Origin of the sequence: Pseudomonas edaphica, assembly GCF_005863185.1 — a bacterium.
GTDB lineage: Bacteria > Pseudomonadota > Gammaproteobacteria > Pseudomonadales > Pseudomonadaceae > Aquipseudomonas > Aquipseudomonas edaphica.
The window spans coordinates 1-13167 of sequence record NZ_VBVZ01000121.1 but is presented as its reverse complement, the minus strand read 5'-3'; the positions used below and the strand labels follow the sequence as shown (position 1 = coordinate 13167).

Annotated in this window: 16 protein-coding genes and 1 tRNA gene; 11 read left to right on the top strand and 6 right to left on the bottom strand. The window is 58.7% G+C overall.

What is annotated here, in order from left to right:
- The 4 genes from FEM54_RS10545 to FEM54_RS10530 all read right to left on the bottom strand — a co-directional run.
- A partial coding sequence (locus FEM54_RS10545) for a PhzF family phenazine biosynthesis protein (protein WP_138450784.1) occupies nt 1–175 on the bottom strand: 175 nt, incomplete at its 3' end.
- Between the two features lie 96 nt (nt 176–271).
- Nucleotides 272–1105 (bottom strand): EamA family transporter, encoded by an 834-nt coding sequence (locus FEM54_RS10540; RefSeq protein ID WP_138450782.1) that lies wholly within the window; start codon nt 1103–1105, stop codon nt 272–274.
- Nucleotides 1106–1216: 111 nt separating this feature from the next.
- Nucleotides 1217–1293 (bottom strand) — tRNA-Met (locus FEM54_RS10535).
- Between the two features lie 335 nt (nt 1294–1628).
- Nucleotides 1629–2180, bottom strand: a complete 552-nt coding sequence (locus FEM54_RS10530) for an RNA polymerase sigma factor (protein WP_017137665.1) — start codon at nt 2178–2180, stop codon at nt 1629–1631.
- Between the two features lie 263 nt (nt 2181–2443).
- Between FEM54_RS10530 and FEM54_RS10525 the strand changes: the two genes are divergently transcribed.
- From FEM54_RS10525 to sctU, 11 genes are read left to right on the top strand one after another with little or no spacing between them, the layout of a single operon-like run.
- Nucleotides 2444–3541, top strand: a complete 1098-nt coding sequence (locus tag FEM54_RS10525) for a TyeA family type III secretion system gatekeeper subunit (protein WP_026013748.1) — start codon at nt 2444–2446, stop codon at nt 3539–3541.
- Complete coding sequence (gene sctV, locus FEM54_RS10520) at nt 3538–5631, top strand: type III secretion system export apparatus subunit SctV (protein ID WP_099549211.1); 2094 nt, start codon at nt 3538–3540, stop codon at nt 5629–5631. Before FEM54_RS10525 ends, sctV begins: the two co-directional genes overlap by 4 nt.
- A gap of 37 nt (nt 5632–5668) precedes the next feature.
- Nucleotides 5669–6580: an FHA domain-containing protein gene (locus FEM54_RS10515; protein WP_026013747.1), complete on the top strand. Its 912-nt coding sequence runs from the start codon at nt 5669–5671 to the stop codon at nt 6578–6580.
- Nucleotides 6577–7932 carry a FliI/YscN family ATPase gene (locus FEM54_RS10510; RefSeq protein ID WP_017137661.1) on the top strand — a complete coding sequence of 452 codons (1356 nt, stop codon included), beginning with the start codon at nt 6577–6579 and terminating at the stop codon, nt 7930–7932. Before FEM54_RS10515 ends, FEM54_RS10510 begins: the two co-directional genes overlap by 4 nt.
- Complete coding sequence (gene sctO / locus FEM54_RS10505) at nt 7919–8338, top strand: type III secretion system stalk subunit SctO (protein WP_138450780.1); 420 nt, start codon at nt 7919–7921, stop codon at nt 8336–8338. Before FEM54_RS10510 ends, sctO begins: the two co-directional genes overlap by 14 nt.
- Complete coding sequence (locus tag FEM54_RS10500; RefSeq protein ID WP_138450778.1) at nt 8335–8790, top strand: type III secretion system HrpP C-terminal domain-containing protein; 456 nt, start codon at nt 8335–8337, stop codon at nt 8788–8790. The genes sctO and FEM54_RS10500 overlap by 4 nt, the downstream gene beginning before the upstream one ends.
- Complete coding sequence (locus FEM54_RS10495) at nt 8790–9800, top strand: FliM/FliN family flagellar motor switch protein (RefSeq protein WP_099549242.1); 1011 nt, start codon at nt 8790–8792, stop codon at nt 9798–9800. Before FEM54_RS10500 ends, FEM54_RS10495 begins: the two co-directional genes overlap by 1 nt.
- Nucleotides 9797–10450, top strand: a complete 654-nt coding sequence (gene sctR / locus FEM54_RS10490; RefSeq protein WP_017137657.1) for a type III secretion system export apparatus subunit SctR — start codon at nt 9797–9799, stop codon at nt 10448–10450. Before FEM54_RS10495 ends, sctR begins: the two co-directional genes overlap by 4 nt.
- Before the next feature lie 7 nt (nt 10451–10457).
- Nucleotides 10458–10721, top strand: coding sequence for a type III secretion system export apparatus subunit SctS (gene sctS / locus FEM54_RS10485; protein ID WP_099549214.1), 264 nt, complete (start codon nt 10458–10460; stop codon nt 10719–10721).
- 10 nt (nt 10722–10731) lie between these two features.
- Nucleotides 10732–11520 carry a type III secretion system export apparatus subunit SctT gene (gene sctT, locus FEM54_RS10480; RefSeq protein WP_138450776.1) on the top strand — a complete coding sequence of 263 codons (789 nt, stop codon included), beginning with the start codon at nt 10732–10734 and terminating at the stop codon, nt 11518–11520.
- Nucleotides 11517–12614, top strand: a complete 1098-nt coding sequence (sctU, locus tag FEM54_RS10475; protein ID WP_017137655.1) for a type III secretion system export apparatus subunit SctU — start codon at nt 11517–11519, stop codon at nt 12612–12614. Before sctT ends, sctU begins: the two co-directional genes overlap by 4 nt.
- On the opposite strand, the gene FEM54_RS10470 is transcribed toward sctU, so the two are convergent.
- Entirely contained in the window at nt 12615–12986 is a 372-nt protein-coding gene (locus FEM54_RS10470; protein ID WP_138450775.1) for a transcriptional regulator, read from the bottom strand.
- Nucleotides 12983–13165 (bottom strand): HrpT family type III secretion system protein, encoded by a 183-nt coding sequence (hrpT, locus tag FEM54_RS34305; protein ID WP_240792728.1) that lies wholly within the window; start codon nt 13163–13165, stop codon nt 12983–12985. Before hrpT ends, FEM54_RS10470 begins: the two co-directional genes overlap by 4 nt.
- Nucleotides 13166–13167 lie beyond the last annotated feature (2 nt).

The following is a 13167-nucleotide window of genomic DNA, read 5'->3' as shown; positions in this document are numbered from 1 at the left end:
GCTCATACACCTCGCCACGAGGCACGAAAAATGCGGTTTCGGAAAGGTTGTTTTCGGCGGCGATGTGGTGAAGCTGCTCTGTGGGCAACCACTCGGTCAGCGGGCAGACGGCCGCCGGGTTACCACCGAAGACCTGTTGGCTGAACGCGTCGACTTGATAGATATCCAGTTTCATCACAGGTGCTCCATGTAGGGAGGCAGGACACTAGCAGTGGGTTACGTGGAGCGTCAAAGTACAGATCCTCAGTTTTTTTGCGCGCATGTGTCCTGGTCAGCCCAGGCGCAACACCATCGCCCCGACGGCAATAATGCCGGCGGCAATGATGCGAGCCTGCGTTAAATGCTCTTTGAGCACCCACGCCGAAATCACTACGCCAAACAGGATCGAGGTCTCACGCAAGGCCGAAACCGTCGCGATGGGCGCGTGTGTCATCGCCCACAACGCCAGGCCGTATGACGCCACAGTGCCTGCACCCCCGACGGCGCCAAACCTCCAGTTACGGGCGACGTAGCGACAGAACGCTGCACGCCGCGCGGCTAAAGCCCACGCGGCGAGCGGGATGCAGGTCAGCAAAAATATCCACAGCGTGTAAGCCGCGGGGGCGCCGGACTTGCGCACGCCAAGGCCATCAATCAGCGTATAGCCGGCTATCACCAAGGCGTTTATCAGCGCCAGCACCAGCCCTTTTTTATGACCGGCCGAGGGCGATACGGCCATGCTCAAGATACCCAGGCAGATCACGCCAATGCCAAGCCAGGCAAACGCCGAGAGTGGCTCGTGCAACACCAGCACACTCACCAACGCCACCAGCAGCGGCGCAGTGCCACGCATGATCGGATAGGTCTGGCTCATGTCGGCAATGCGGTAGGTCGAGGCCACCAGTACGAAATACAACACCTGCAAAACCACCGATGCGCCGATGAAGGGCCAGCTTTCTCTGGCCGGTAGCGCCAGAAACGGGATGGCCGCCAGCGCAATCAATGAAGCGGCGGATGCAATCATGCAGGTGGTCAGCAGCTTGTCGACGCCGCCTTTGACCACCGCATTCCACGTGGCGTGAAGGGCGGCGCCCAACAGGATGATTGCGAATACGCTCAGGCTCATGGATGGCACTCAAAGCAGCATTTTGGGGTGTTAATCGCAGAGAGTATGCCCGAGCACTTTTGTGCAGGCATAAAAAAACGGCCTACCTTTCGGTAAGCCGTTTTTAGTACTTGGTGGCTACGCAGGGACTTGAACCCCGGACCCCAGCATTATGAATGCTATGCTCTAACCAACTGAGCTACGTAGCCAAGTGGCGCGCATTATTCGCGTAGAACGCATATGCGTCAAGCGTTTATTTTAAAATTTTATCTACGCTTTCAACTGTTTAAACAAAATCAGGCCAAACGGCGACGAGTGGTGTGGCGGATACGGGTATTTCAGCCACGAAGATCCCACATGGGTTTTGCGGTGTTCTGCTGACGGTATTCAACGCGTGATCGCAAGGGTGTGGCGCTGTAAACACTTTGACGATGATCCCCAAGGTGCCATTCGGCGCGGCTTGTGATCCTGTTCTGCGCACGGTAAAGCGTCATTCGGTTGGGCAGATATCCCTGCCGCCCAACGCTTGCCCCCCAGGGCTTGCTTACGGATGCTGCGGTGTGTGGGTGACGCGCTTCAGGTGTTCGCGCGCCCGTGACAGACGTGAGCGAACGGTACCGATGGGGATGTCCAGCACGTCGGCGGTGTCCTGGTAACTGCCATCGGTTTCCAGGGAGGCATATAACGTCTTGCGCATCTCAGCCGGCAAATGATCGATGGCGTTCAAGGTTTTTTCCAGCCGGCGGTTGACCTCGAATTCCCAATCCAGATTCTTGTTTTCTTCCTGGCCGTGCCACAGCGATTCATCGAACTCGCAATGCACCGGTTTGGCATACAGGCGCCGGAAATGGTTGCGGACCAGGTTCTGCGCAATGCCGCACATCCAGGTACTGAGGGTAGCCTGGCCACTGAACCGCTCTCTGTTACGCCATGCCTCCAGGTAGGTCAGTTGCAGGATGTCGTCGGCGTCTTCGGGATTGAGTACGCGTTTATGAATAAAACGCCGGAGTTTTTTTTGCTGGTCGTCCGTCAGTTGGAGCATGAATTGAGGCGAGTCGCCAACGAGCTGCGCTAAAGCTTCAATAGGAATATTCACGATTTTTTCCTCAGGGTAGACGCTATCGAAATAATTTCGACGGGAACCCCTTTAGCACTGGCTGTGCCAAACAAAAAAATCTTATAACTTGCTGATTTATATATATAAATAAATTGAAATAGTGTGATTTTGCGCAGGTACTTGCAAAACGATTGGCGGCTTTGTGCAGGTATTTTCAAAGCGGGGAGTGTGGGTGGTTTTTATGGAACCGTATGGCACCGGGTTGCCACATAGAGACACAAACTCCCTGTCCTGGCATGCCCATGAAAGTCGAATTCAACCCCGATCTGCACAGAATCCAGCGCTTGGACCCATCCGTTTCAGAGAAGGTCGCCACGACCCCATCGCAGGATGCCGCGCCAGGTTTTGATGCGCTCGCGGGCATCTTCAGCCAGGAAGCTGCGGCCCATGGCACTGCGTTGACCCGACGTGCCATTGGGGGGCCTGTGACGCCGGTCGAGCAGCTCGCGCAGTTGTATGATCGACTGGGCCATCCCGCCCAGAAAAGCCTGGCAAAGATGGTCATCGTGGCCAGGCAGTATCTGGAGCGCCAGCTTAGTCTCGAAAAATTGGTGGACCTCACGGGTGGAGACCCTGCACGTACCTATGTCGTGCTTCGTCAGCTTACGGCGCAGGCCGAGGCGCAGGTGCGCCAGACCCAATCCGCGTTGACGCGTGATGCGCAAGTCAAGAGCGAGGCAGCGTTGGCTCGGGCAGCGCTGGCGAGGCTGGAGATTCAGTACAAGAGGGAAATACAGGCGGGCCTTAATATTGCCCTGGCGTTGCAGTCAGGCAGTGACGATCCGGCGCAATGCCAGGCGATACGTACGCTCTACTACGCCAATGTGGTCGTGCGCCAATCCCTGGCCAGCATGATGCAGGCGCTTTTGAAAGAGTACGGTGGCGAGCAGTTTACGGTCGGGCTCAACCTCATGCGCCGGGCCCTGGCGGATGATATTGCGGCGTACGTCTCATCGATTCCCACCGCCAAATTGCGCACGCTTTTGTTGGGGTTACAGAGCTGCGGTCAATTGGGCGGGGTACTGTCCAATTGCCAGGACCTGGTTCAGCGTCTGAACGTTGAGCACGACGCCGTTGACCTGTTGCAGCGTCTGTTGGGTTATGCCGGCAATGGCATTGCCCCCTCCGAGGTTCAACTGCTGGCGGATGAATTGGCTGGGGATGCGGCGGCCCGCCAACTGGCCTCTCTCAATGCGCTCTATCCCGTGATCAAAGGTTTGCCTGCGGCCTTATGGCGCGACTCGCGGGGGCGCGAGGAGGCTTTGCATAACTTCCTGCTGGTGATGGATGAGTTCACGCGCCTGGAGAAGGGCCAGATTGAGCCGAGGGCGTTGATGTGACGGTGCTGGCGTTTATCAACCACTGGCTGCTCAAGGTTGCACAACGTGCTGAAGTCCTTGGTGCTGTGGTGGTACTGGCCATCGTCTTTATTTTCATCGTGCCGCTGCCGACCTGGCTGGTGGACATCCTCATTGCGCTCAATATCTGTATTGCCTGCTTGTTGATTGTGCTGGCGTTGTACCTGCCCGGGCCTTTGGCGTTTTCGTCATTCCCCTCGATTCTGCTGTTGACCACGATGTTTCGCCTGGCACTGTCTATCGCGACCACGCGTCTGATCCTGCTGGAGCAGGACGCCGGCGACATCGTCGAGGCGTTCGGCAACTTTGTGGTCGGTGGCAACCTGGCGGTAGGGTTGGTGATCTTCATGATCCTCACCCTGGTCAACTTCCTGGTCATCACCAAGGGCTCGGAGCGGGTTGCCGAAGTGGCCGCACGCTTCAGCCTGGACGCGATGCCCGGCAAGCAGATGTCCATCGACAGCGACTTGCGTGCGGGACTGATCGACGGCAATCAGGCGCGGGACAAGCGCGACCAGTTGTCCCGCGAGAGTCAGTTGTTCGGCGCCATGGACGGCGCCATGAAGTTCGTCAAGGGTGACGCTGTTGCAGGCCTGGTGATCGTGCTGATCAACCTGTTGGGCGGTTTTTCCACGGGTATGTTCCAGCATGGCATGAGCGCCAGCGAATCCATTGCGTTGTATTCGGTGCTGACCATCGGTGATGGTTTGATTGCGCAAATCCCTGCGCTGCTGATCTCGCTGACGGCGGGCATGATCATCACCCGCGCCGCACCGGATGGGCGCCGGGGCGTGACTAACATGGGCGCAGAAATTGCCCGTCAGATGACCAGCGAACCCAAGAGCTGGATGATTGCGTCAGTGGGCATGCTCGCGTTTGCGGCGTTGCCCGGCATGCCGACCCTGGTATTTATTCTTATCTCACTGATGACCGGCTCCCTGGGCTATTACCTTGCGCGCCAACGTCAACGGCAAGAGGCGCCCGAGGCCGAGGCCACGCAGGCCGTGCGCCCGGAAGAAAACGGTGACGAGGACTTGCGCGGGTTTGACCCGTCGCGCCCCTATCTCTTGCAATTTTCTCCCGTCTTGCGCGGAACGCCTGAGGTGATCGAGCTGGTTCATGGCCTTCGTCAGACGCGTAATGCTCTCGTTGCGAATATCGGGCTCACGCTGCCGCCGTTTGAAGTCGAACTCAACGACTCGTTGGCGGACGACGAAATGCGCTTCTGCGTACACGAGGTGCCGATGATCAAGGCCTCGGTTGTCACCAATGTGGCCGTAGAGCGTAAAGCCTTGGCACAGGTGCCCGAGCACGCAATACCAGGCCTGGCTGAACGCGATGAGCAAGATTGGGTGTGGTTGGCGCAGGATGATCCTTTGCTCGATGACCCCCTGCTGGAGCGCTTCAGTGCGACGAGCTTGATCGTCGAACGCATGAAGCAAGCGATGATGCTGTCCGGCCCCCAGTTTCTGGGAATCCAGGAGAGTAAGTCGATCCTCAGTTGGCTTGAACATAACCAGCCGGAATTGGTACAGGAGCTGCAGCGAATCATGCCGCTGTCGCGTTTCTCGGCAGTCCTGCAACGCCTGGCAGGCGAAGGCGTACCGCTGCGTGCTGTGAGGCTGATCGTCGAGTCGCTGATTGAATACGGCCAGCATGAGCGAGAGCCGGACGCGTTGGCGGACTACGCGCGCATTGCGCTTAAAGCGCAGATTTTTCACCAATACAGTGAGGCCGACGGCCTGCATGCCTGGTTGCTGTCCCCACAGACCGAAAACGTGCTGCGCGAATCGCTGCGCCAGACCCAGACCGGGGTGTTTTTCGCCCTTGATAATGACAGCAGCGCTTCACTGATCAACCTGCTCAACCAAGCCTTCGTGGCCCGGCCAAAAAGCAAAAGCGTGATGTTGGTTGCACAGGATTTACGCAGCCCTTTGCGCACTCTTTTGCTTGAAGAATTCAACCATGTACCTGTGATGTCTTTTGCCGAATTGGGGAGCACCTCAAAGGTAAAAGTGTTGGGGCGTTTTGACCTCGGTCAGACTGACCTGATGCGTGGTACTGCGGCATGAGAAGTGCGCCAGTTTCTGCACAGGAGAGCGCTCAATGATGTTTGAGCTGCGTGTTCTCGATGGCCTGCACCAAGGGGCTGCGCTGCCGCTGTTTGGTGAACAGTGGAGCATCGGTGCTCATGCAGAGGCTGACTTGGTGCTCAGCGATCCGGGGATCGCCGAGCAGCATGCGTTGTTGCGGCTGGTCGGATCCAGTTGGTCGGTGCAGGCCCAGGCAGGGCTGTTGCAGGATGCGAAAGAGCAGGTAGTGGCACAGATCACGAATCTGGCGCTGGGCGAACAGTTTGGCGTGGGCGCCATACGGTTGTATGTCGCCGTGGCGGATCAGCCCTGGCCCGAAGCACCCGCCCCGGCCACACCGGCCAAGGTTTCGGCCAAGGTGACGGCCAGGAAAACGTCCCCGCCGTTGACGTTGTCGTCGTTGGGACACTCGCAGCAAAAGCGCCTGATCAGTGTGGTGCTGGTGGTTGCCGTCATCCTCATGGTGGTGGGTATTGCCTCCACGGGCGAGCGTGATCCCCAGGCCTCGTTGATGCCGGCAGTGCCCCACAGAGTCGAGCTGGCCTCGCCATTCGAGGTGCGCCAACAGTTGCTGAATATGCTCAGTGAGCGTGATTTGAGCCAGCGGGTCAGTTTGCAGGTCATCAATGGCCAGGTTGCACTCAACGGCGATGTTTCCGAGGAGGATCTGGCGTTGGTGACGCGCATGCTCGACCGCTTTGGTGAGCAGTTCGACAGCGTTGTACCGGTGATCAGCCGGGTGCGTGCGCGTAACAATGAGTTGCCGTTCAAGATCGTTCAGATTATCGGAGGGGCGAACGGTCACGTTGTGCTGGAGGACGGAACCCGACTGTTTGTGGGGGACCAAGTGGACGACTTGCGCCTGGTGATGATTGACAACAGCAAGGTGGTTTTCGAAGGCGCGCAGCGTTATGAGGTGCGCTGGTGATTAAGGATTTGCAGGCGCGTCTCGACACTTGGCAGCGGCACCAGACCCAGACGTTGGCAGGTTTTGCTCCGGTGACAATGCGCGGGCGTGTGCAACGTGTGAACGGCATGTTACTGCAATGTCGGCTGCCTCAGGCACGTATAGGCGACTTGTGCCAGGTGGAAAAACAAGGCGATTACATGCTCGCCGAAATTATTGGTTTCGACCAGCAGGATGCCGTGCTCAGTGCGCTGGGTAACCTGGAAGGTGTGCGTGTGGGGGCCAGCGTAGAGCGCCTGGGCATATCCCATCAGGTACAGGTCAGCGAGAAGCTGCTGGGCCAGGTACTGGATGGATTTGGGCGGCCAATTACCGGCGAAGGCGCCAGCGCTTTTGCACTGGTCGACTCACCGGATACCAGCGCTGTGTTGTGCGAAGCGCCTTTGCCCACCGATAGGCCGCGAATCAACCGCGCGCTGGCCACCGGCGTGCGTTCGATCGATGGGCTGTTGACGCTGGGGGAGGGGCAGCGTGTCGGCCTGTTTGCCGGGGCCGGCTGCGGCAAGACCACATTGCTGGCGGAGATAGCCCGCAACGTTGAGTGTGACGTGATTGTGTTCGGCCTGATCGGTGAGCGAGGCCGAGAGCTGCGCGAGTTTCTTGATCATGAACTCGATGATCAACTGCGCGCCAAAGCGGTGTTGGTGTGTGCCACCTCTGATCGTTCGAGCATGGAGCGGGCACGCGCAGCCTTCACGGCGACAGCCTTGGCCGAAGGCTTCCGAAGCAAGGGCAAGCGCGTGCTGCTTTTGATCGATTCCCTCACACGGTTCGCCAGGGCCCAGCGAGAAATTGGCCTCGCCGCCGGCGAGCCTCTGGGCCGTGGTGGCCTGCCACCTTCGGTATACAGCCTGCTGCCGCGGTTGGTCGAGCGTGCCGGGTTGACGCGCGAAGGCGTGATCACGGCGATCTACACGGTGCTGATCGAGCAGGACTCCATGAGCGACCCGGTGGCCGATGAAGTTCGCTCGCTGCTCGACGGCCATATCGTGCTGTCTCGCAAGCTGGCCGAGCGTGGGCACTATCCGGCGGTGGACGTATTGGCCAGCCTTTCGAGGATCTTGAGCAACGTCGCCGAGCCTGGGGATATCCAGGCTGGCACGGCGTTACGTCGGCTGTTGTCGGCGTACCAGCAGATCGAGCTGATGCTCAAGCTGGGCGAGTACCAGCCGGGTAGCGATGTATTGACCGACTTGGCGGTAGACAGTCGCAGCGCAGTGGACAGTTTTCTGCGCCAGGACTTGCGTGAACCCTCGCCAATGGCGGAAACACTGGAGCAACTCAAGGAGCTGACGGCCTATGTCCCATTCTGACGTGTCGATGGCTGAAATCGAGACCCTGCGCCGTCATCGGGCCGATCGCGCTGAGCGTGCATTGCGTGAGGCCAAGCGAGCACGGCAAACCCTGCAGGCACATATCCAGGATGCCCAGCAAACCCTTGAGCAAACCCGCCAGGAGGAGGCTCGGCAAAGTGCGCAGTTGCTCAGCCAGCATCAGGGCCAGGTGCTGACGCTCAAAGCGCTGAAGTCCTGGGGGTTACAAGAACGTTCATTGTCGGCAAGCACTCTGCGGGACGAAGGCCAGGTGCAAGCACTGCGAGCGCAGCACACGGAAAAGGAAATAGAGGTTGGCAGTGCCCAGAAGTACGCCACGGAGTGTTTGCGCCAGGTGGAAAAACTTCAGGAACTGTCCAAATTGCTCGCTCAGGAATCGATATGAAACAGGTTTCAAATGCCGCTCCTGAGCAGCGACGCATGCGCGAACTCCGGGAGGAGCGCGAACCCTCCGTGGCGGCCTACGTTCCCTTGGAGCAAGGGCGACTGTTTGCTTATCTGCTTGCAGGCGGTGCTGCAGAGAAACGTTTCGGACATTCGCGCATGGACATCAAGGCCTCAGTCGAGGCAGCCAGGGCCGATATGTTGGTCGAACAATTGGTGGCGCCTATACAGGCGGGTGGGCAGTGGCCGCTGCAGTTTGTGCTGTGCATGCCGCGCCTGGGGCGGGTTAACGCACTTGTACACCGTGAGCAGAACACCTGGGCCATTGAGCTGGACGCAGAGGAAGAGGCAACCAACCGTTGGCTGCGTGGCGTGCGGCAGCAATGCCAGGAACGATGCACGCAAGCCTTGGGGCAGCCGGTCAAGTTCTACCTGCCAGGTACCCGTTCATGATGAAGGTGCCCTTTTTGACATTGCCTGTGGTCAAGCACAGCACGGTCGCTGCGCGCCGCAGGCTGGGGCGTGGGCTGCGCTTGCCGTTTAAGGTTGCCGGGCAAGAGGGTGAACTGCTCATTGAACCCGGGCGTGCCCCTGTTGGCGGCGAGGCGTTGTGCTTCGAAACCGCCCTCGGTGTATTGGCGCTCGCTGAAGCGGGGCCGCTGTTGAGCCTGCTGGGCGAATGCCCTGTGCCATTGGCCAAGGCAGGCAACGATCCACATTCTTGGTTCTGGCCGCTGTTTGAGCAGCACCTCAGTCCCCAAGTCAAAGCGCTGTTTGGCTATATGCGATTGCTGGTGACTGCGCGTCCCGCAGGTTTCGGCTGCAGGTTGAGCGTGACGTTGGGGGCCTCTCGGGTCGTAGGTTATGTGTGGCTGGCTCACCAGAGCTTTCTAGCGTTGTGCGATGCCGCACCTTGGCGCTCTATCGCCGCGCCGATGCCGGCGTCGTTCAAGCTGGCCATTGCCGTGCCCCTTGGGCGCGTGCAGTTACCGCTGGCACAAGTGCGCAACCTGCGGGCTGGCGATGTGTTGGTGCTTGAGCAGGCTTTTTTTCAACCCCAGGGCAATGGCTACGTGCAGGTTGGCAGGCAGCGCCTTCATGGCTGCATTGACGACGACACCGGGCCGCTGTGCCTGACCCTGACTTCTATAGAGGACACGAGTGTGGACGAGGACTTTTCAGCAGCCTATTACGCTGAGCCGGAAGACGAACCAGTGATGGAAGTGTTCGGGCATGAACCGTTCGATGAGCTGAGCATGTCGCTGAGCGTGCGTTGCGGTGTGCTGAACCTGACCCTGGGCGAACTGCGCAACCTGGTTGAGGGTTCAGTATTGGGTATTACCGGTTATGCGCCGGGAATGGCCGGCCTGTACTACGGTGATCGGCCGATCGGCCAGGGGCAGTTGGTGGAAGTGGATGGGCGCTTGGGCCTGCAAGTGACGCGAGTGGTTTTTTCTCGATGAGTATTCAGGGCATAGATCCCTTCGTACTTGCGCTGTTCCTGGGGGCATTGTCGCTGATGCCCATGCTGCTGATCGTGTGTACGGCGTTCTTGAAGATTGTCATTGTACTGATGATCACCCGCAACGCTATCGGCGTGCAGCAAGTGCCTCCCAGCATGGCTATCAATGGCATCGCGCTGGCGGCGACGCTGTTTATCATGGCGCCTGTGGGTTACGAGATCGCCGAGAGCGTCAAGGTTTCGCCGCTGGATTTGAGCAGTGTGCAGATGGCCCTGCACACCGGCGGTGAGGCAATCAAACCCTTACGTGCATTCATGCTGCGCAATATTGACCCGGATGTGTTGACGCACTTGCTGGAAAATACCGGGCGCCTGTGGCCGGCAGCCATGGCGCAGGAAGTCCAGCGAGAAGACTTGATTCTGTTGGTGCCTGCCTTTGTGCTGTCGCAATTGCAGGCGGGGTTCGAGATCGGCTTCCTCATCTACATTCCGTTCATTGTGATCGACCTGATTGTCTCCAATTTGCTACTGGCATTGGGCATGCAAATGGTCTCGCCGATGACCATTTCCTTGCCGCTCAAACTGTTGTTGTTCGTGATGGTTTCCGGGTGGTCACGGCTGCTCGACAGCCTCTTCTTTTCTTATCTCTGAGTGGCGTATGGAACCGATCGTGCTGTTCAAGCAGGGCATGCTGCTGGTCGTGGTGTTGTCGGCACCGCCGTTGATTGTGGCGGTGGTGGTCGGCGTATTGACCTCCCTTGTACAGGCGCTGATGCAGGTACAGGACCAGACCTTGCCGTTTGGCATAAAGCTGGTGGCAGTGGGTGTCACGCTGGTCATGACGGGGCGTTGGATCGGTGTGGAGTTGATTCAGCTGATCAATCTGACATTCGACATGATCTCTCGCTCTGCGCTGAACTGAGGTCTTGCCTGTGCTGCAGTATCTTGATTACCTGCCCAGCCTGTTGATTGGCATGGCGCGAATCTACCCTTGTGCCTTTCTGGTCGCGGCGTTTTGTTTTCAACATATCCGCGGGATGCCGCGCCACGCCATTGTGGCAGTACTGGCACTGCTGCCTGCACCGGGTATATATGCCACCTTCGCCGACCAGGAATTCTCTACGCTGATGCTCAGCGCGTTGGTGCTCAAGGAGGCGGCCCTGGGGACCTTGCTGGGCGTATTACTGTCGATGCCGTTCTGGATGTTCGAGGCGGTGGGGGCGCTGCTGGATAACCAGCGGGGAGCCTTGGCGGGTGGCCAGCTCAACCCTTCGCTTGGCCCGGATGCCACACCCATCGGGCATCTGTTCAAGGAGCTGGCGATTTTTTTGTTGATGGCCACCCTGGGGCTTGGAGCACTGACGCAGGTGATCTGGGACAGCTACTCGGTCTGGCCGCCTACCGTTTGGTTTCCACTTCCGCACGCCAATGGGTTTGGCATGTTTCTCAACCTGCTCGGCGACACGTTCACCCACATGATGCTCTACGCTGCACCTTTTATCGCGGTGCTGCTGTTGTTGGAGTTTGGCGTTGCCCTGTTAGGACTTTATAGCCCGCAGTTGCAGGTGAGTACGCTGGCCCCACCGGTCAAGTGCCTGGCGGGTATTGGTATTTTGCTGTTGTATTTTGAACTGTTGCAGGACCTGATCGTCGGCCGCTTAAGCCTGCTGGGCGAGCTCAAGCACGCCCTGGGGCTGATGTTCAAGGTGGCGATGCCATGAGTGATTCCGGTGAGAAAAAACACCCGGCCAGTGCCAAGAAACTGCGTGATCAACGCAAGAAAGGCCAGGTTGCCCAAAGCCAGGATGTCGGCAAGCTTCTGGTGCTGACAGCCATCAGCGAGATCGCGCTATGGACCGCTGACCGCAGCCTGCAGCGGTTTCAGGAAATGATGCTGCTGCCGATATCCCGCATCAGCCGACCCTTTGTGTCAGCCTTGGAAGAGGTGCTGCTCGACGCCATGGTGGTGTTTTTTTCCTTTGCGTTGCTGATGGCTTCAGTGGCAATCGCCGTCAAGCTGCTCAGTAGCTGGATGCAGTTCGGCTTGCTGTTCGCGCCGGAAATCCTGAAGTTGGATTTCAAGCGCCTCAACCCCCTTAGTCAGCTCAAACAGATGTTCTCCGCCCAGTCGCTGATGAACCTGTTGATGGGGGTCGCCAAGGCGGTGTTGTTAGGCGTGGTGTTGTACGCGGTGATCGGTCCTTCCCTTGGGGCCTTGATCAACTTGGCCAACAGCGACCTGTCCAGTTATATCCTGGCGCTGATTGATCTGTTTCGTTACCTGTTGCATGTGTGCCTGGGCCTGTTGCTGGTGTTGGCACTTCTCGACCTGACGCTGCAGAAACACTTCTTTGCCAAGCGCATGCGCATGACCCAGGTCGAGGTGGTCAAGGAATACAAGGACATGGAAGGCGACCCCCATGTGAAGGGCCAGCGACGGTCGCTGGCGCAGCAATTGGCTCAGGAGGAGCCAAAGGTCAAGTTGCCCAAGCTGGAAGAGTCCGACATGTTGGTCGTCAACCCGACGCACTTTGCCGTCGCGTTGTATTACCGCCCCGGCAAGACACCGCTGCCGTTGCTGGTGGACAAAGGCACGGATGCCGACGCGCGTGAACTGATCAAAAGGGCTAAAGCGGCTGACGTGCCGGTCATTCAGTGTGTATGGCTGGCCCGCACGCTCTACACCAATAAGCTCGGCGCCAGTATCCCTCGTGAAACCCTGCAGGCTGTCGCGCTGATCTACCGCACCTTGCGTGAGTTGGATGATGAAGCCAAGCGCGAAACCCTGGAGTTGCCTGAGCTGGAACAACGCTGATCAACGCGTGGCGCGGGCATCCAATGCATCAAGGTTGGCCAGTGAAAGCAAGCGGCTGACGGCACTATCAAGCGCGTTGTGGTGCGTAGGCAGCGAGCGCCAGATGACCAGGGTCCCTTGGGCGTCGAGATAGACAAAGCAACCGTCGTACCTCACTGCTTGTTCAAAACGTCGCTCCAGTGCCCGCTGCACCTGCCCGGCTTGTAATGCTTCGCGCGCGATGTGTAAGGCCAACCCCGGGCGGGTGCCGGCTTGCAGCGTACACAGGTGGATACCTGGGAGGAGTTGCAGGTGGGCGGCAACGCCTCTGCGCACGTCGGCCAAAAAAACCTGACGATGCAATGCATCGTCAGGCTGTGTCGTGAGTCTCATCGTTCCAGGGAAATGGTCTGGTAGTCTGCCCGCTCCCCAGAGGGGCCGGAGTCTACGCGCATCTCTGGTGGCCACCAGACCACCATTTTGTCACTGCTCGATTGCGGGCGCGTGCAGGAGTCGCCCTTGCAGGTTGGCGTACAGCCGGCGGCGATCATTGCTGCGCCGATCAGGATAATAC